Source organism: Nodosilinea sp. AN01ver1 (assembly GCF_050565655.1).
In the GTDB taxonomy this organism is placed as follows: Bacteria; Cyanobacteriota; Cyanobacteriia; order Phormidesmidales; family Phormidesmidaceae; genus Nodosilinea.
This window is the reverse complement of the sequence record NZ_JBNXVS010000008.1, coordinates 80991-98119: the sequence shown is the minus strand read 5'-3', so window position 1 is coordinate 98119 and position 17129 is coordinate 80991. Positions and strand designations below refer to the sequence as shown.

Here is a 17129-nt window from a genome sequence, read left to right as displayed (position 1 = left end):
TCTCTTGCAAAAGCTGAGCAGGGGTGAGGTGTTACTAACGACGGGCATAGTCGAGGTCTTCTGCGAGTTCGGTTTCGGAGTAGTGTCGGGGGATGTTGCGATGGTCAAAGACCGGCCTTCGGCCATCGCCTAAAAGTTGGCTGAATTGCCAGTGGTCCAGGTTGGCTAGCTCGCGGGCTTTGCCGAAGGGAAGGAGTTCTTGAGCATAGAGGGCAAGGGCCAGCCCTTTGAGTAGCTCGGCTTCGATGCGGCCCTCGGGCAGGCGAATGGATTGAATGATGGATTCGGGGATAGAGAGTTGCATGCCTTGATGAGCAACAGGTTAACTGCTAAGAAATGAGATAAACTTAGCAATTTAATGCGACACGGCAACTATAATACAAAAGAACTAAGCCAGGGATAACAGGTGCTGCACCGTCAGAAAGCGTTACTTGAAATTCTTCAGCAGGTAGGGGGACAAGCAACTACTCTGCAATTAATGAAGTGGGCATTTCTACTGGGACAGGAAACGCAGTCTCGTGGCGGTAAGACTTTCTACCAGTTCATCCCATATCGTTATGGCCCTTACTCGTTTACCCTGAACCGCGAAACGGATACATTGGTTCGCAATGGCTTTATGGAAAAGACAGCTGATAAGGTTTGGCAGTTGACGACTGTAGGCAAAGAGCAGGAAGTTAAGCTACCCAAGACGATCGCTCAAGATATTACGGCTGTCACTCAGCAGTACGGCAGTTTTTCCGGCTCTGCTTTAATCAATACGGTTTATGCCAACTATCCTTGGTTTACGGTTAACAGTGATTTGCCGGGACAACGCCGAGAGCAACGTCCCGTTGCTGACCTGGCGATTTACACTGCTGGTTATGAAGGTAAAACAGTTGATGGGTTTTTGAACCTGCTGATGCAATCGGGCATTCGCAGGTTAATTGATGTTCGCTACAACCCGATTTCTCGCCGCTATGGTTTTCATAAAAGCACTTTAAATCGGTTATGCAATACGCTTGATATTGATTACCAGCATTTACCTGGGTTAGGGATTCCGGGTTCAGCGCGAGCAGATTTGTCCTCAATGAATAGCTATATTGCCCTTTTTAAGGAATATCGGTGTGGTTTGTCGGATCGCTGGGATGACTTGCAAAAGGCAATATCATTCCTGAAGTCTGAACCAAGTGTTTTGGTGTGTATGGAGGCAAATCCGGAATGCTGCCACCGGACTGTGCTAGCTCAGCATTTGAAGGGCATGATGAAGTTGCCAATTAAGCATCTCGGATAAGCGGCATGAGCGATCGCCCGATTAAAACGAAAGTTCTGATTACGGTGATGACCTATCCTCATCCATCGCGAGGATATCAAGAACTGGTTTGTACGGCGGGTATTACTGAAAATGATGAATGGGTCAGGCTGTATCCCATTGACTATCGGTATCGACCGAGAAATCAGCAGTTTCGTAAGTATCAGTGGGTGGAGATTGACCTTTTACCGCGTGGCGACAAGAATGATCGCCGCAAAGAGAGTAGAAAGCCAATTTTGGACTCTTTGCAGGTATTAGGGGAGCCTTTACCGACCAAGAATGGTTGGCGGGAACGGCGGGAAATCATTGACCGGATGCCGACTTATACGGTGAAGCAACTGCGGGAGCTACATAAAACTGAACGCACTTCTCTGGGGATTGTGCGACCGACGAGGGTGCTGGATCTCAAAATTGAGCCTGCTGAACCGGAGTGGAAACCGGAGTGGCAAAATCTGTTTGACCAACTGACGCTATTTGGCCCGGTGCAAAAGCCGCTGCGCAAAATACCGTACAAGTTTAGCTATGTGTTTGAGTGCGAAGACAGCCACAGACCGCACAATGCCATGATTGAAGATTGGGAATTGGGTGTGCTTTGGTTAAATGAAGTGGCTCGATTAGGGGATGAAGAACAGGCGGCTTTGAGTGTGAAGCGCAAGTTTTTTGATGAGATTTGCAGCGATAAGAAAGACACGCTGTTTTTTATGGGGACAGTGTTTCCTTACAATACTTGGGTCGTGTTGGGTGTTTTTTGGCCACCTAAGCAGTTAAAGCCGGATTTTATTCAAGGTTCACTATTTTAGGCATGTATTTCAGGTGCAAAGGTCCATATTGACTAATGCCCTGAACCCGGAGATTGCGAGTATGCCATTTGACAACAGTAAGTAGAAATTGTGAACAACCTCGGTGCCAGGTGAGAAATAGCTGAAACCCTTGTTTTTGCGTTGACTTGAACCTGGCAATGAAAGTTTGGAAACGGCTGTAGTGCTTATGATGGCTTAGACTTTAGAGGGCGTTTGAAAAGGGATCTGTTGTAGCTTTAGACACCTGCTGATCCCCCCTGCCCCTTATAAAAAGGGGACTTTGCCCCCCCTTTTTAAGAGGGATTTAGGGGGATCTCCACTTTTGCTACAAGAAGTAGGACTTTTCAGACATCCTCTTACAAGTCTGGACGCAAGAGAAGAGAAAACAACCCCCACTCTACACACAATCTGTAATCGTAATACCAAACATTCCACAAATATATTGGGCTTGGGAGATGCTCGTTCTGTGTATTTTTATACTCAAAAGTGTAATTGCTATATAGGTACCAGGCATTCCAACCAGGCCACCCCTTTGGATCTTTCCAGCCCACTGTATCTCCAAATTTTTCCCAGTTTTGATTGTATTTGGTTGGGCTGCCACAGCTTTCCCAAATTTTCTTTTGCACGCTGAAGCCAAACTTCCCGTGGCTGTATTTAACCCACAGGCGATCAATATTTAGTAAATCAAGGCAGGGAAACGCTTGGATATCCTTTACTTGTAGGTAGCCTTCTTTTTGTCGGCCCATCACTTCGCACATACGGTCGGCGGTTTCCTTATCGGCGGCTTTCCAGTTCTGAGCGGCTAGCAGATCGCGCAGTTTGGCGTAGTAGCTAGCACCAAACCTTTCTGAGCTAAGGTCATCTTGCTTTTGCCGTGCACGTTTCTCTTGACGTTGGCGTTCAGCCTCTTCCCACTGGCGTTGGGCTTTAGCTTCTGCTTGCCGTTTGCGCTCAGCTTCTTCTCGCTGCTGCTGGTCTTCTTTTTCTCGCGCTAGCCGTTGGGCTTTGGCTTCTTGTTCCAAGGCCTCTGCAATGGTTTGTACTTCACTGTCACTCAAAGCCAGGGCTATCTGTAGTCGACTCATCTGGTCGCTAGCAGTCTGACTAAGAGGGTTTTCTTGCTGTAGAGTTGCCCTCAGTACTGATTCATACTGGGCCAGGTTTTGGCGTTTTGTCTCATAGGGAGCGATTTCGGTTTGCTCAATGACGGCGGCTTCATTATCAGTAAGGCCATAGCTGCCTTTAAACCCATCAAGAATGGTGCGGCTGATGGGGGTAATCTTACCACCGTTACTTTCCAGACAATGGCGCACTTCTTGACGATACTTTTCTAACCGCTGGTGAGCTTCACCAATTTGGCTATTGAGCCTGGCCTTAATCGGAGCAACATCCTGAGAAGAGAGAGCCAGGTCATTCTGTAACCGATCGAGCTGAGATTGAACAGTCTCTGGCAGGGGATAGCATTGCTCAATGGCCTGACGATAGGTCTCTTCATACTGACTCAGGTTTTTCTGTTTTGCCTGCGCCCGTTTCTGCTTTAACTCTTGGACGGCATTGCGAATGCCGATGGCAACATCCTTGAAAGCGGCATCGGTGGTTGGCCAGGTGGTAACTGCTTGAGCATTTTTAGGCAGTGACTGGAGTTCCCCAAATGGGGCACCCTTCCAATCTACGTCTCGCAGAATGATCGGAATGACGACTGCATCACCTTTTCGGTGGCGCTCAATGGCCTGCTGAAGCTCAACATTCCAACAGAAATCTGAAGCCAAAAAATCTGCGCTAATCAGTAGCAAAATGATGTCTGCCTGGGTGAGCTGCCCTAAAATTGCGCTTCTCCATTCTTTCCCAGCCGTAATGTCGCGATCGTACCAGTCAGTAATATCGTTGGTTCGGCGCAGAATGGTCAGGTGATTGGCTAACTCGTCCCGCAGGGCTTCGTCCTTATGGGAATAGGAGAAAAATACCGTAATCGCTTCACCCATCATCAGCGCCAGTGCTTAAAGTGCCTGATTCTTTCTCCACCAATTATAGAGATGTTTACGGGGAGGAACCACCAAAGAGGTTGCGCGGAAGGGCGTAGAGGAGAACTACCTGGCGGATCCAGCCATAATAGAACCAGCCCAACAGCGACGAGGTAGCCTGCCCATGACAGAAATTATCCTTAAATCTGCAGATATCCCCAAAGCTGTCGCCGTCATTCGCAGCGCCATCGATAAGGAAATCTCGCGGCTGGAGAAAGGGACCGAGCGCTCCCTGGAGCGACTAAAGCAGTTTGAAGATCGCTATCAGGTCTCTTCCTCAGAGTTTGCACAGCGCTTTGCTGCTGAAGACCTGGAGGGTAAAGACCTCGAATACGTCGAGTGGATGGGAGAATACCGCCTATTCCAACAGTTAGCCGAAGATCTCACCCTGCTCAAAAACGTGGCCTACGCTTCAAGACCTTGAAATCCATTATCATCGACGACAGTCCGTTACCAAAGCCTCTGGCAGTCATACTGATCAAAATTAGTATCTTTAGACACCAGCATTACTGATTCAATCCGACTCTGGGCAATCAAAAGCCGATCAAACGGGTCTTTGTGATGCCAGGGCAACTGGTCAAGCTCAATGATATGGCCAAGGGTAATCGGGAGAATCACCACCCTATTCTGGCTTTCTTGCCGTTGCACGATATCCAGTAACGGTTCTCTCAAATCAAGCTTTCCTAAATGCGACTTGATTTGGATTTCCCACGCGCTTACGAGGCTGAGTAAAAGCTCATTGTCAGGGCTTTTCAGTAAATTTAATGTGCCCGCAGGAATTTGGCTCGATTGGCTATCCCACCAAATAAAAGTGTGGGTATCCAGCAAAAGCTTCATCCTTCGCCTAGCCAAAAGCTATCGGGCAAGGGGTCATCAAAATCTTCTGCAACAACAAATGCCCCCGGATGCAGATCGGGCTGACGTTGTTTTTGAGACGACTCTTCAGTCTGAACTTGCATCTTAGCCTCAGCCCACTGCAACAAACGTGTGGCTAAATGAAACTGCTCCTGCCAACTCAATCGTTGAGCCTCTTGTATCAACTCTTGCAGCGTCATAGGTTGTCGTCTCCAAGCAAGCCTATCTTTAGCATATCTGATGCGTTTAGGGACCGGGTGCCAGTATCTTTAGCGAAAGCTGTTGGCTACCGCTAGAAGGCACCCGGTCCCTCTTAGATCAACCCAACTGCCGGTAGCGCAGCAGGTAGCTAAACACCTCCCCCTGCTCCGGGGTAATCAAAATCCCCGACTCCGGTATCGTGAACTGGCGGCTCCACTCCCGCTGCTCCGCATACCTCAGCAAATGCAGGTGGTTAATCGCCCCTCGCACCCCCTCCGGCGACCCAATCACCAGATGGCGCAACCGCTCGCGCCCGGGCTGGGCCTCAGCATTGGCAAGCAGCAGCGGGTTCGTCGCCTCGCCCCGCCGGGCTAGCGCTACTAAATATGGCAAACACAACATTGGGGTTTCCTCCAAGAAACGGATGGGTAGGAAACCCAAAACTTGGCCGCTCCCAGACATAAGCGTATCGGAGCGGCCAGAGTAACATAATACTCAGCCTCCGAGACAGCCGTGTACTGTCGAAGGGGTCAGCCACTGGTTGGTGCTCCAACACCTTCCAGTGGCGTTCGACCAAATTTTGGGAACCGAGCTGCACGCAGACAGCTCTAAGTCAGAAATTTAGCCCATTGCGATCGCCCAAGCAAGTCAAAATTGCTACAGAGTGCATCACCGTCTTGAACCTTAACATTGCAGAGAGTTCAGCCAAGACAGCCGTAGGTTGGGTTACGCTTCGCTCAACACCAACCTACATTGAACTTTTGTCAGTCAATCAGCTTCTCAGAAGCGATGCAGGCCATTTAAGGACTTTGATCAAGGTCAGGATGCGACCGCATCTAGAGAGGCCAGCGGGTCGGGAATCGTCTCAGAGGGGGCCTCAAACTCGCCTGTGCCCACGTACTCAAACCGCAGCTTCACCCAGGTAATGAACTGCTTGCTGGTCGAAACCAGAGCCACCGAGGGCTGCGGGCAGCTTGCTTTGACGCTGGCCAGCTCGGGCGCTTCCAGAAAAGCGGGAGACTTGACCAGCCAAAAATTCACCTCCTGCTCCTGCTCCTGGTAGTAGCGGCGGCGTTCCTTGAGGCATTCGTCGAGGGGTTCTTCTTCGAGCAGAAATTTTTGGCTGGCGACGGCGTAGTAGTAGGTGGTCATGGGGGGAATCTCCTTTGTCGTAGAAAGATGAGGAAGGTGAGGTGGGTGAGGAAGGCGAGGTAGATGAGGAAGGTAAGGAAGGTAAGGAAGGTGAGGTGGGTGAGGAAGGTTAGCGAGTTTGAAATGATGAGGAAAATGCAGGCAATATTCTCCTCATCCCCTCATCCCCTCATCTCCCCATCTCTCAAATCAGCGCTTTCATCTCGCGGACGGCGCGCTCCAGGCCGACTAACACGGCGCGGCTGATGATGCTGTGGCCGATGTTGAGTTCTTCCATACCGGGGATGCGGGCAACGGGGGTGGTGTTCCAGTAGGTGAGGCCGTGACCGGAGTTGACCCGCAGGCCGAGGGCGATCGCCTGGGCCGTGCCCTGGGCGAGAATGTTGAGTTCCTGGGCGCGATCGCGCTCCCCTTTGGCCTCGGCGTAGGGGCCGGTGTGCAGCTCAATAAACCGGGCTCCGACCTGGGCCGAGGCTTCGATTTGATCGGCGGCTGCATCAATGAATAGACTGACCGGAATGTCGGCCCCCTGCAGGGTGCTGACTACAGCTTTCAGGCGATCGCCCTGGCCCGCCACATCTAGCCCGCCCTCGGTGGTCACCTCTTCGCGCCGCTCGGGCACCAGGGTGACGTAGTCGGGCTTGATATCGAGGGCGATCGCCACCATTTCGTCGGTGGCGGCCATCTCCAGGTTGAGGTGGGTGCGTACGGTCTGCCGCAGCAGGCGCACGTCGCGGTCTTGCATGTGGCGGCGGTCTTCGCGCAGGTGCACGGTAATGCCGTCGGCACCGGCTAGCTCAGCCAGCACCGCAGCGGCTACCGGGTCAGGCTCTACCGTGCGGCGGGCCTGGCGAACGGTGGCAATGTGGTCGATGTTGACTCCCAGGGTAGGCAAGCGATCGCTCCCAGCAACGACAGAATCTACAGCATACGATCCTATCCTAAGCGCTTGCCCTAGGCTAGTCCGGCTAAAAGTCAACCGAGCGAATCAGCGGAGGCGGGGCCGCCGTTGGCGCAGCAGGGGCAGCGGTGAGGGTAGGGGCCGCAGCGCGATCGGCGGCGTTGACAATCGCCCCCAGCACCGGCAGATCCTCATTCTCTAAAAGCTGTTCTAGCAGGGCCTCCAGCCCGGCTTTGTCGGTGAGGCCGGGGCGGGTGACCAGCAGCAGTCCATCGCTGGCCGCCCCCAGCAGCAGGGCATCGTTGCTGCGGCCCAGGGAGGGCGCGTCAATGAGCACCAGGTCGAAGCGGGCGCGGGCATCGGCCAAAAACTGAGTCATTTCGCTCGACTCTAAAATCGCGGCTGGATGGGGTTGGGGGCCGGGGCTGGGCGACAGGTAGAGGTTTTCGACCCAGGGGGCCAGCTGAATCGGCTCCTGCTGGCGACCGCCGTAGTAGTGCAGCGGCTCGGCAACGGCCTCGGCCCCCGCTGTTACCCCCAGCCGGTGCCCGCAGGAGGGCTGGCGCAGGTCGGCTTCGATGACCAGGGTGCGGCGACCGGCGCGAGCGGCGGCAATGCCGAGGTTAAAGGCGCTGGTGGTTTTGCCCTCGCCTGCCCGACTGCTCACCACCAGCACCACTCGCGGGGCCGCGCCCGCCTCAGCCAGACTGCCCGCCCGCCGCAGGCTGCTGCGCAAGCGCTCATAAACTTCGAGGTCGGGGCTGTGGGGCTGGTAAAGAATCGGCCAGCCCTGGGCCGAGGTGGCCTCTAAGCCGGGCACCAGCCCCAGCACCGGCACATCCTGGTCGCTCAAAATGCCCTGAATGTCTTCGGCGGTGCGAGCCGTGCTGTCGAGCATGTCGAGCAAAAAGACAACCGCCCCGGCAGCAACGACCCCCAGCAGCCCGCCCACCGCCAAGACCACGACGGGGTTGGTCGGGGGTTCAACTTGAGCAACTACGGTGGGCGGCTCCGCCACGGTCAGGCTGCTGACGGTTTCGGCCTCAGCGGCCTGGGCATCGATGCGCTTGGCCTGGATCTGGTCGTAGAGGGCCTGGTTGAGGGCCACTTGCTGGGCCAGGCGATCGCGCTCCAGCTGCTTGTTGGGCAGGCTGGAGTACTGCTGCCGCAGCTGGCCATCGGCCACCCTCAGCACCTGCTGCTGGCTGGCCAGGGCGGCGCGCTCGGCGCTGAGGGTGACCAGCTGGTTGGCCAGAGCGGCGCGGGCCGGGTCGAGGGTGCTGCTTTGCCGTACCTCACTGACGCTGGGCAGAGCGGCCAGGCCCTGGCCGCCCACCACCTCCTGGGCTCGCTCGGTCAGCAGGGCGTTGTAGGCGGCCAGGTTTTGGCGCAGCTCCTGCATGGTGGGGTGCGACTCGCGCAGGGTGGGCGACAGCAGCTCCAGCTGGGTTTCGGTTTCGAGAATCTGCGATCGCAGCTGGGCAATAATCGGGTCGGCGCTCAGGGCCGAGGCCGTAAAGGCCTGCCCCGGCGATAGTCCCAGCCGCTGCTGCAAGCTTTGAATTTGGGCATCGAGCCCGGCCAGGGCGATCTGGTTCTGGCGCTGCTGCTGCTGCCCGCCGGAAATCGCCCCCAGCAGGCTGCCGTCGAGGGCGGCCTGAATGGCGGGGCCTTCGGTGCGATCGTAGGCCTCTAGGGCCTGCTCGGCGGCCCGCAGGTCGGCCTCTACCGCAGGCAGGCGCTCGTCGAGGGCGGTGACGATGGCCCCCACCCGGGCTCGGTTAGTCACCCGGCTGAGTTCGACCATCGCCTCAAACATCAGGCTGAGGGTGAGCTGGGTTTGCTCTTCGCTGGGGCCGCGAAAGGCCACCGTCACCCGCTGCACCTGGGGTTCTTCGCCCTCGATCCCCTCTAGCTCAATCGTGGTGCGATCGCGAATGGCGTCTGGCTCCATCGGCATTCCCCGCCGCTCTAGCTCCTGGGCGACCTGCTCTAGCAGCACATCGGCCAGCAAAAACTGCTCTGAGATAATGCCCTGGCCCCGCTGCTGCACCTCGGTGCCGGTCGCCGTCAGGGCCACCACCGGGGCGTTTTGCACCAGCACCCCCTCGGCTCGATACCGGGGCGGCGGCGGCGGCTGCATCGCCACTACCGCCGAAATGCCCAGCACCCCCAGCAGCGTGGCCAGGCTGGGCCACTTGTAGCGATCGAGGGCCAGCAGATAGCGCTTAACAACAGGAGAAACCATCGCCGTTTTCCCTAGGGCCTAAATAACGAATCGGCTGAGTCGGTCAGCGAGTCAAAAAAGAGCAAAAAGCCCAGCACATCGCGGAAGGGCTGCGTGAACGTGTTCAGGGCGTAGCTCACCCGCGCCAGCAGGTTGCGATCGACCACCAAAATGTCGTTTTCCTGCAGCGGAATGTTCTGGCTCAAATCGCCATTCACCGCCGCTGTTGCGTTCACCATGATCGTGTCAGCGGTGCCGGTCTCGGGGTTAAAGCGCAGCACGGCAATCCGGTTGTAGGCAGCCACATCCGGGTTTACCCCCGCCACCGCCAGGGCGTCTAAAAAGCGGCTGCCGTTGCGCAGGTTGATGGCCCCAAAGCGGGCCTCCAGCCCCCGCGCCCCCGAAGCCCGGTTGAGCACCCGCACCGTGATCTCGGGCCGGGCCAAAGTCGAGGTGGCGACCAGATCGCGATCGTAGCTCTCCACGTCTTCGGGGGCCAGGCGGGGGATGGTAATCACATCGCCGTCCTGGAGCTGCACCTGGGGAATGGGTTCGCCCTGCACCAGCGGGGTAAACAGGTCTACGGTGCGGGTCAGCAGCGCGCCGTCCCGCAGGGTGCGCTCAATCTGAACGGTGCGCAGGTCGGCCAGGGTGGTTGAGCCCCCCGCTGTCAGCAGCGCCACCGCCAGCTGCGGAGCCTGCAGCGGGTACAGCCCCGGACGCGGCACCTCGCCCACGACCGTCACCTGCACGGGCCGCTGGGCGGTCAGAATCAGCGAGACATCAGGGTTGACCACGTACTGGTCGTAGCGGCTAAACAGCTCGTCGCGGGCCTGGTCGAGGGTCAGCCCGGCCAGGTTGACGGTGCCCGCCAGGGGCACCACTACATTGCCCTGAATATCTAGGGTGGCCGGAAAGCTCAGGTCTGGAAACCGCTGCACTCCGACAAAAATGCTGTCGCCTGGCCCCAGGCGGTAGGTGTCAAAGTCGGCGGCGGGCAGCCGTGGCTCTAGGGGCAGGTTTGGGGGGCTGGCAGGCGAGGTTAAGGGCACTGGGGCCTGGGCGGCGGCAGGTAGGGCCAGTAGCGCCCCGCCACAGAGAGCCAGCCCCCAGCCACTCAGCTGGCGAGCCGCCAACCCAGCGATCGCGCGATCGGTCAAACCCATTAAAACCATAGCCTCAACGGCAGGAGCGCCCCCTGCCACGGGTAACCCACCCATATTGCCCCATATTTTTGGCATTGAGACACTGAAGCCGAGTCAGAAACCCCACATCCTGGGCTGGTCGGGGCTGGCTGTTGATTCTTGGTCTTTAATGGAGATGGCTGAGCGTGGCGTTATGGGCAGGTTCACTTTGATCACGTTTTTGTTTGATTTCGACGGCACCTTGGCAGACAGCTTAGTGACCATTGTGGAGATTACCAATCGGCTGGCCCCAGAATTTGGCTATCGCCCCACCCCGCTGGAGGAGGTGGAGGCTCTCAAGGGATACAGCACTCGCCAGCTGATTCGCTATTCTGGCATTCCCCTGCTCAAGATTCCGGCCCTGCTGCGTCGCCTGCGGGTAGAGCTAAAAGCCTACCATCCCTCGATCGCCCCCTGTGCAGGTATGCCAGCCGTCATTCGGCAGCTGCATACCCAGAACCACGCGCTGGCGGTGATCACCTCAAATGCCCCTGAGGTGGTGCACGCCTTTTTGCGGGTCCACGCTCTCGATCGCTACTTTTTTAGCGTCGATGGCGGCGGCACCCTGTTTGGCAAAGGCAGACTGATTACCAGATGCCTGGAGCGTCACCGGCTCGTCCCGAGCAAAACGGTCTATGTGGGCGATGAGGTGCGAGATATTCAGGCGGCGCGGTTTGCGGGCATTCGACCCGTTTCGGTCACCTGGGGCTTTAACAGTCGGGAGGCGCTGGCGGCCGCCCAGCCCGACTGGCTGGTGGATGAGCCCGATGCCCTGCCTGCGATCGCTCGTACCTTGTCCTGTCAGTAAATTTCTTCAAAAATAGCCGTCCCTAGCCCCTTTGGGGCGGATTCACCAACGACTCCGCTCAGGGAACGGCTGCAACTTCCGCTCAGGGAACGGCGGTAGCTGGTTTCATGGTTGGGGGTACCGCACCAACAGCGTGGGTGTTTGGGCTTTAAGGATTGCAGTAGGGGCAGTAGCTGGGGTCGGCGGCCAAAAAGCCGTGGTCGCCGGGCAAACGCTGCTCAAACTGGCAGCGCTGACAGCGGTAGAGCTGCGCCAGGGTCAGCAGCGTGGGGGTGCCGCAGAGGCTACAGGGCAGCCCTGGAAACTGCTTGACGGCGCTAAAGCCGGGACAGGCGCAGGCTGGGCAGGCGCGCGCGATCGCCTGCACCAAATCCTCGGTGGCCTGGGCAATGACGGCCATTCGAGTGGGATTGTAAAGCGCTCGCATATCGGTTTCCAGTCGGGCGGCGCGGTGGGGCGACTGGCTCAGGGCCGCTTCCACCAGGGCCACCAGCTGGTCTTGGTCGGTAATACCCTTGCCCAGAATGTGCTCGTCGGTTTCGCCGCCCTTGACCACCAGCCCGTGCTGGGGAAAGCCCACCGACTCCGCAAAGGCCAGGGCATCGGCGGGGCTGTGGATGACCTGGCTGCGGTAGTTGGTGTTGGTCGAGAGACACTCGCCGACGATTTCGAGCTGGTGGGTGCGATCGATCAGCAGCACCAGCTCGCGATCGCAGGCCACAAACGGAATCTGCGGGTGCGGCCCAAAGCTGCCCTCGCTGGCAATGGCCAGGCTTTCGCCCGTTTGGCGGAGCACCGCCGCCGCCTTGAGCCGCGCCGTGGTGAGCTGATCGGACGGACGTTTAACGTCGCCCGTAAAGGTGCCAAAGGCGTCGGTGTCAAAATCGGCGGGCACCGCCACGCTGACCCCCAGGCGAGACTCTAACAGGGGGGCGATCGCCTGCTCTTTGCGGTGCATGGTGGCCAGCACCGCCACCCGTCCGGCAAAGTAGGTCTCGCTCAGTTTAGTCATCGTCGTGGGCAAAGCGGTTGTAGAGAAAGTCGAGGGCGTGGTTGCGCAGCTGGTAGTACTGGGGGTCTTCCATAATCTGGTCGCGATCGCGGGGCCGCTCAAAGGGGATATCCATGATCTCGCCGATGGTGGCGGCGGGACCGTTGGTCATCATCACCAGGCGATCGGCCAGAAACAGCGCTTCGTCGATGTCGTGGGTGATCATCAAGACGGTGCAGCGGTGCTCGTTCCAGATTTTTAGCAGCTCCTCCTGGAGTTCTTCTTTGGTAATGGCATCTAGTGCGCCAAAGGGTTCGTCGAGAATCAGCACCTCGGGGCGAATGGCCAGGGCGCGGGCAATGGAGACCCGCTGGCGCATGCCGCCCGAGATCTGGTCGGGGCGCTTGTCGGCGGCCTCGCTCAGCCCCACCATGGCCAGGTGGTCGCGCACGATCGCTCGCTTTTGGGCCTCGGGCTTGTTGGGCCACACCGATTTTACCGCCAGGTAGACATTCTCAAACACGGTGCGCCAGGGCAGCAGGGCGTAGTTTTGGAACACGACCATGCGATCGGGGCCGGGCTTGAGAATGGGCTGGGCTTTGAGGGTGACGGAGCCGCCTGTGGCCTGCTGAAAGCCAGAAACCAGGCTGAGCAGGGTCGATTTGCCGCAGCCGGAATGGCCGATGAAGCAGACAAATTCGCCTTCCTGAATGGTCAGGTTGACGTTTTCGAGGACGGGGTAGGGGCCTTTGGCGGTGGGGAAGCTTTTGGAGACTTGCTCAAAGACTAGAAAGCCCTGGTCAGGGGAAGGCTGGGCGTAGTTCACCAGTTCGGGATGGGCGGGGCGGCGGGACTTGAGCTTGAGAGGGGTGGGTTGCATGGGATGACTCCTAAAAGTTTGAATTGGAATGTTTTAAGGGCGGGGAGGCAATAACCCCTGTTTCAAAAACAGGCGACGTTGTAGGGGCAAACGGCGTTTGCCCTGGGTTGGATCAAGGCCTGGGTGGAGGGCTGGTGAAGGTGGTGGGTGGGAAGCCAGGGTTGCTGCCGGGGCCATTTCGCTGGCCCCGGTCCCCCGTCGACCAGGGCCGTTCCGCCGCCCTGGACCCAACGGAAAGGAGGGATCGATCATCGGTTTAAACCTCTGTCATGCCAATGGAGGTATTGAAAAAATCAAACCCTGGGATTCCAAATCCTGGCCTCCCTACGTAGGGTGCATTAGCGAAGCAATGCACCATTAGAGATCTCCGGCATAGCTAGGCTATTCACGCAGCAATGAACCAATAGGTCAGGCCGCAATTCGCGCATCGATCCATCCGGAAAACGTTGTCCTCTGCCCATCCAGCACCACCTCAGCGATGGTGATGTCGCGTTTGATCGCAAGGCTATTGAGATAGCCGATCGGGTCTTCGGCGTCGAAGTCGGTGCCGTCGAACAGGTGAATGCTGCCGCGAGTAAATTTGGCATCGAGCAGGCCCAGTTCGCGGGCGGCGGTGCTGTAGACATCGACCCGCACGATGCGTTCGAGAATTTCGAGCCAGTTGCGGGGGAAGGGCACGTCGCCCCAGCGGGCCAGCTGGGCCATGTGCCACAGGTGTTCGGTGCGGCTGGGTCGGTTGGCTCCGTTGCCGAAGAACATGTGGTGGGCGTACTCGCGCATGGGCTTGTCGAGGGTGCAGACCTTGGTGGTGGGGTTGCCCAGATGGATGTACTCGATTGGGGTGCCCAGGTAGGCCCGCTGGGAGAGAATCTGGCGAATCTCTAGCTCGTTTTCGGGGTCGGCGCAGTAGCGGCAGGCATCGAGCAGGGCTTTGGTGAGGGCGATGTGGGTGTTGGGGTAGGCGATCGCCCAGTCTTCGCGCACGCCCAGCACTTTGCCGGGGTGGCCGTCGTAGATTTCGCGATCGGTAGCGATCGTAAAGCCCACCTCGTCCATGGCGGCGCGCAGGTTCCAGGGTTCGCCCACGCAGAAGCCGTCGATCGCATTGTTCTTCAGGTCCACCACCATCTGGGCGGGGGGGATGGTTTGCAGGGCCAGGTCTTTGTCGGGGTCAATGCCGCCAGCCGCCAGCCAGTAGCGCAGCAGCAGGTTGTGCATAGAAGACGGGTGCACCATACCCATGCGATGCTGGGTTTCGGGGGTGCGGCGCAGCATTTCGCGAAAGGCATCCAGGCTGTGCACGCCCTGCTCATAGAAGCGGCGCGACAGGGTAATGGCGTTGCCGTTGCGGGTCATGGTCAGGGCACTGACCACGGGCAGGGGCCGGTTGTTGTGGCCTCCCAGCGAAAACCACAGGGGCATACCCGAGGGCATTTGGGCGGCGTCGAGGTAGCCGCCAGCGATGCCGTCGACAATGCCGCGCCAGCTGGTTTCGCGGGCCAGGTTGACTTCCTCTAGACCGTGCTTGGCAAAGAAGCCTTTTTCTTTGGCGATCGCCACCGGGGCGCAGGCGGTCAAGGGCACAAAGCCAATGTCCAGGTTGACTTTCTCTAGGCCGTGGCGAGCGACGGCGGTGGTTTTTCTGGCCCGCAGCTTTTTGATCCGCTTTTGCTGGTTGAGGAAGTAGATAATTTCGCTGCGCAGGCTGTAGTAGCTGGGGTGCTCGACTACTTCCATACGCGCTCTCGGGCGGGGAATATCGACCTCAAGAATATTGCCGATCTCGGCACCGGGGCCGTTGGTGAGCATGACAATGCGATCGCTGAGCAGCACCGCCTCATCCACATCGTGGGTGACCATCACGGCGGTGACGTTGTTTTCGTCGCAGATGCGCATCAGCTGGGTTTGCAGATTGCCGCGAGTCAGGGCATCGAGTGCGCCAAAGGGCTCATCCAGTAAGAGCAGTTTGGGCCGAATGGCCAGGGCGCGGGCGATCGCCACCCGCTGCTTCATGCCGCCCGAGAGCTGGTCGGGCATTTTGTCGGCGGCGGCCTGCAAGCCCACCAGGTTGATGTGCTCTTCGACAATGGCGCGGCGATCGCCCTTGGGCAGATCCCTATAAACGCTGTTCACCGCCAGGGCAATGTTTTCACGCACGCTGCGCCAGGGCAGCAGCGAATAGTTTTGAAACACCACCATGCGATCGGGACCGGGTTGGGTAATTTTTTTGCCCTCTAAAGTCAGCACCCCCGAGCTGGGCAGCGACAGACCCGCGATCATATTTAATAAGGTCGATTTGCCGCAGCCCGAGTGGCCAATAAAGGAGACAAATTCCCCTTTTTTAATGCTTAAGTCAATGCCTTTTAGGGCAATATATTCACCGCCATCGGCCAGGGAAAATACCTTATCTACCTGGTCAACTGCCACCAATAAACCCATGGTTCCCTCCTTGCGATCTTTAATGAGATTGATGTGAGATTGAACACGTAGGGTGGGCACCACACACCACCCAGCTATGCAAAATTTTCAATTAACCCGTAGGGTGCATAGCGCTGGGGCGCGGCTTCGCCTACGCGAGCAGTGCACCAGCGCATGCGTCTAAAAATGGTGCATTGCGGCCATAAATTGAGTCATTTAGCAGAGATCTGGGAGCCGCGAATGCACCCTACGGTTTTCTACTTGCGCAGCGGAGCAATTTTCATCTGCAAAAAGGCGATTACTCGATCGAGCAGCAGACCCACAAAACCGATATACAACACGGCTAGAATAATCTCGCTGATGTAGTTTTGCTGGTAGGCATCCCAGATAAAAAAGCCAATGCCCACAATTCCCGACATCACAATCTCTGCCGCAATAATCGCCAGCCAGGCCAGACCGATCGCAATCCGCAGTCCGGTAAAAATGTAGGGCAGCGCCGAGGGAAACAAAATGTTGAAGTAGTAGTCTTTGCGCGACAGTTGCAGCACCTTAGCTACGTTGTCGTAGTCTTCTGGAATCTGCCGCACGCCCTCAATGGTGTTAATTAGAATCGGCCACACGGCGGTAATAAAAATGACGAAGATAGCGGCGGGCTGGTTTTGCTGCAGGGCCACCAGGGCGATCGGTACCCAGGCCAGCGGAGCCACCATCCGCAAAAACTGAAAAATGGGGTAAGTGGCTTTGTTTAACCAGGGGCTAGTACCGACCAAAACCCCGACTGCAATACCAACGACAGCGGCAGCGGTGTAGCCCTGAGCGACCCGGCCCAGGCTAGCCCAGGTCTGCCAAAATAGTCCTTTATCCAAACCGCCCAGGTCGTAAAACGGGTATAGCAACAGCTCGCGGGTGCGGGTATCGGTCCACAAGCTCAGCGGCCCCGGCAGCCGAGTAGCCCCCGACCACGACACTAGCTGCCACACTGTCAAAAACACCGCAATTCCAATCAGGGGGGGAATTAGGTCAGGGCCGCGCTTTTGCCAAAACTGCTGCACCGAAGCTAGAAAAGGGTTAGGACGCGCCTGTCTGCGAACTGGAGAGTGGGTAACCATAGTTGCTGTACCTGCTGTGGATGTAGTGGATCACGGACCGTTTGAGGAGGAAACCTACCCCGACCTTTCTTTGGGGAGACTGACCGGGGTAGGCTGGTTCAGACACCGAGGCAAGGGGAAATAGGGCTGCTGTTGGCGATGAAGACCCCATACTCTCGCCTCTGTCATCTCTCTCTGAACCAGTGCTGTTGGGAGGAATAGAGTGGATGGGTGACTGTGTGGATGGAGAAAGGAAACATCGGGTACGATTACCCACCTACCCGTCTACCCGCCTACCCATCTACCTCTCTCCTC

General features: G+C 57.4%; 17 protein-coding genes. 4 read left to right on the top strand and 13 right to left on the bottom strand.

Annotated features, from left to right (window positions below; all coding sequences use genetic code 11):
* Window positions 1–34: 34 nt before the first annotated feature.
* Window positions 35–304 carry a UPF0175 family protein gene (locus tag ACQ4N7_RS09280; protein WP_430711326.1) on the bottom strand — a complete coding sequence of 90 codons (270 nt, stop codon included), beginning with the start codon at window positions 302–304 and terminating at the stop codon, window positions 35–37.
* Window positions 305–406: 102 nt separating this feature from the next.
* Here ACQ4N7_RS09280 and ACQ4N7_RS09275 point away from each other — a divergent pair, with 102 nt between their 5' ends.
* Both ACQ4N7_RS09275 and ACQ4N7_RS09270 read left to right on the top strand, forming a co-directional pair.
* Window positions 407–1270 carry a DUF488 family protein gene (locus tag ACQ4N7_RS09275; RefSeq protein WP_430711325.1) on the top strand — a complete coding sequence of 288 codons (864 nt, stop codon included), beginning with the start codon at window positions 407–409 and terminating at the stop codon, window positions 1268–1270.
* Window positions 1271–1275: 5 nt separating this feature from the next.
* Window positions 1276–2088 carry a hypothetical protein gene (locus ACQ4N7_RS09270; protein ID WP_430711324.1) on the top strand — a complete coding sequence of 271 codons (813 nt, stop codon included), beginning with the start codon at window positions 1276–1278 and terminating at the stop codon, window positions 2086–2088.
* Between the two features lie 356 nt (window positions 2089–2444).
* On the opposite strand, the gene ACQ4N7_RS09265 is transcribed toward ACQ4N7_RS09270, so the two are convergent.
* A complete protein-coding gene (locus ACQ4N7_RS09265; RefSeq protein WP_430711323.1) occupies window positions 2445–4070 on the bottom strand; it encodes a GUN4 domain-containing protein in 1626 nt (541 codons plus the stop codon).
* Window positions 4071–4233: 163 nt separating this feature from the next.
* On the opposite strand from ACQ4N7_RS09265, the gene ACQ4N7_RS09260 reads away from it, so the two are divergent.
* Window positions 4234–4533, top strand: coding sequence for a hypothetical protein (locus tag ACQ4N7_RS09260; protein WP_430711322.1), 300 nt, complete (start codon window positions 4234–4236; stop codon window positions 4531–4533).
* 26 nt (window positions 4534–4559) lie between these two features.
* On the opposite strand, the gene ACQ4N7_RS09255 is transcribed toward ACQ4N7_RS09260, so the two are convergent.
* The 7 genes from ACQ4N7_RS09255 to ACQ4N7_RS09225 all read right to left on the bottom strand — a co-directional run bounded on the left by ACQ4N7_RS09255 (window position 4560) and on the right by ACQ4N7_RS09225 (window position 10665).
* Window positions 4560–4946 carry a type II toxin-antitoxin system VapC family toxin gene (locus tag ACQ4N7_RS09255; RefSeq protein WP_430711321.1) on the bottom strand — a complete coding sequence of 129 codons (387 nt, stop codon included), beginning with the start codon at window positions 4944–4946 and terminating at the stop codon, window positions 4560–4562.
* Window positions 4943–5164: a hypothetical protein gene (locus ACQ4N7_RS09250; RefSeq protein ID WP_430711320.1), complete on the bottom strand. Its 222-nt coding sequence runs from the start codon at window positions 5162–5164 to the stop codon at window positions 4943–4945. The genes ACQ4N7_RS09255 and ACQ4N7_RS09250 overlap by 4 nt, the downstream gene beginning before the upstream one ends.
* A 118-nt stretch (window positions 5165–5282) precedes the next feature.
* Entirely contained in the window at window positions 5283–5567 is a 285-nt protein-coding gene (locus ACQ4N7_RS09245) for a hypothetical protein (protein WP_430711319.1), read from the bottom strand.
* A 417-nt stretch (window positions 5568–5984) separates the two neighbouring features.
* Window positions 5985–6317, bottom strand: coding sequence for an MgPME-cyclase complex family protein (locus ACQ4N7_RS09240; protein ID WP_430711318.1), 333 nt, complete (start codon window positions 6315–6317; stop codon window positions 5985–5987).
* 184 nt (window positions 6318–6501) lie between these two features.
* Window positions 6502–7212 carry a pyridoxine 5'-phosphate synthase gene (locus ACQ4N7_RS09235; protein WP_430711317.1) on the bottom strand — a complete coding sequence of 237 codons (711 nt, stop codon included), beginning with the start codon at window positions 7210–7212 and terminating at the stop codon, window positions 6502–6504.
* Between the two features lie 73 nt (window positions 7213–7285).
* Window positions 7286–9466, bottom strand: coding sequence for a GumC family protein (locus ACQ4N7_RS09230; RefSeq protein ID WP_430711316.1), 2181 nt, complete (start codon window positions 9464–9466; stop codon window positions 7286–7288).
* A gap of 11 nt (window positions 9467–9477) precedes the next feature.
* Window positions 9478–10665: a polysaccharide biosynthesis/export family protein gene (locus ACQ4N7_RS09225; protein ID WP_430711315.1), complete on the bottom strand. Its 1188-nt coding sequence runs from the start codon at window positions 10663–10665 to the stop codon at window positions 9478–9480.
* Window positions 10666–10798: 133 nt separating this feature from the next.
* On the opposite strand from ACQ4N7_RS09225, the gene ACQ4N7_RS09220 reads away from it, so the two are divergent.
* Complete coding sequence (locus ACQ4N7_RS09220; protein ID WP_430711314.1) at window positions 10799–11437, top strand: HAD hydrolase-like protein; 639 nt, start codon at window positions 10799–10801, stop codon at window positions 11435–11437.
* 148 nt (window positions 11438–11585) lie between these two features.
* Here the strand turns inward: ACQ4N7_RS09220 and ACQ4N7_RS09215 are convergent, their stop codons facing one another.
* The 4 genes from ACQ4N7_RS09215 to ntrB all read right to left on the bottom strand — a co-directional run bounded on the left by ACQ4N7_RS09215 (window position 11586) and on the right by ntrB (window position 16835).
* Window positions 11586–12449: a DUF6671 family protein gene (locus ACQ4N7_RS09215; protein WP_430711313.1), complete on the bottom strand. Its 864-nt coding sequence runs from the start codon at window positions 12447–12449 to the stop codon at window positions 11586–11588.
* Window positions 12442–13308 carry a nitrate ABC transporter ATP-binding protein gene (locus tag ACQ4N7_RS09210; protein ID WP_430711312.1) on the bottom strand — a complete coding sequence of 289 codons (867 nt, stop codon included), beginning with the start codon at window positions 13306–13308 and terminating at the stop codon, window positions 12442–12444. The genes ACQ4N7_RS09215 and ACQ4N7_RS09210 overlap by 8 nt, the downstream gene beginning before the upstream one ends.
* Window positions 13309–13716: 408 nt before the next feature.
* Window positions 13717–15747, bottom strand: coding sequence for a nitrate ABC transporter ATP-binding protein (locus ACQ4N7_RS09205; RefSeq protein WP_430711311.1), 2031 nt, complete (start codon window positions 15745–15747; stop codon window positions 13717–13719).
* A 236-nt stretch (window positions 15748–15983) separates the two neighbouring features.
* Window positions 15984–16835: a nitrate ABC transporter permease gene (ntrB, locus tag ACQ4N7_RS09200; protein WP_430711310.1), complete on the bottom strand. Its 852-nt coding sequence runs from the start codon at window positions 16833–16835 to the stop codon at window positions 15984–15986.
* Window positions 16836–17129 lie beyond the last annotated feature (294 nt).

Bases quoted from the DNA above. Each gene is read 5' to 3' on its own strand.
- ntrB (WP_430711310.1), bottom strand. From the start codon at position 16,835: ATGGTTACCCACTCTCCAGTTCGCAGACAGGCGCGTCCTAACCCTTTT.
- ACQ4N7_RS09260 (WP_430711322.1), top strand. From the start codon at position 4,234: ATGACAGAAATTATCCTTAAATCTGCAGATATCCCCAAAGCTGTCGCC.
- ACQ4N7_RS09270 (WP_430711324.1), top strand. From the start codon at position 1,276: ATGAGCGATCGCCCGATTAAAACGAAAGTTCTGATTACGGTGATGACC.
- ACQ4N7_RS09280 (WP_430711326.1), bottom strand. From the start codon at position 304: ATGCAACTCTCTATCCCCGAATCCATCATTCAATCCATTCGCCTGCCC.
- ACQ4N7_RS09265 (WP_430711323.1), bottom strand. From the start codon at position 4,070: ATGGGTGAAGCGATTACGGTATTTTTCTCCTATTCCCATAAGGACGAA.
- ACQ4N7_RS09205 (WP_430711311.1), bottom strand. From the start codon at position 15,747: ATGGGTTTATTGGTGGCAGTTGACCAGGTAGATAAGGTATTTTCCCTG.
- ACQ4N7_RS09255 (WP_430711321.1), bottom strand. From the start codon at position 4,946: ATGAAGCTTTTGCTGGATACCCACACTTTTATTTGGTGGGATAGCCAA.
- ACQ4N7_RS09225 (WP_430711315.1), bottom strand. From the start codon at position 10,665: ATGGGTGGGTTACCCGTGGCAGGGGGCGCTCCTGCCGTTGAGGCTATG.
- ACQ4N7_RS09215 (WP_430711313.1), bottom strand. From the start codon at position 12,449: ATGACTAAACTGAGCGAGACCTACTTTGCCGGACGGGTGGCGGTGCTG.
- ACQ4N7_RS09245 (WP_430711319.1), bottom strand. From the start codon at position 5,567: ATGTTGTGTTTGCCATATTTAGTAGCGCTAGCCCGGCGGGGCGAGGCG.
- ACQ4N7_RS09250 (WP_430711320.1), bottom strand. From the start codon at position 5,164: ATGACGCTGCAAGAGTTGATACAAGAGGCTCAACGATTGAGTTGGCAG.
- ACQ4N7_RS09210 (WP_430711312.1), bottom strand. From the start codon at position 13,308: ATGCAACCCACCCCTCTCAAGCTCAAGTCCCGCCGCCCCGCCCATCCC.
- ACQ4N7_RS09240 (WP_430711318.1), bottom strand. From the start codon at position 6,317: ATGACCACCTACTACTACGCCGTCGCCAGCCAAAAATTTCTGCTCGAA.
- ACQ4N7_RS09230 (WP_430711316.1), bottom strand. From the start codon at position 9,466: ATGGTTTCTCCTGTTGTTAAGCGCTATCTGCTGGCCCTCGATCGCTAC.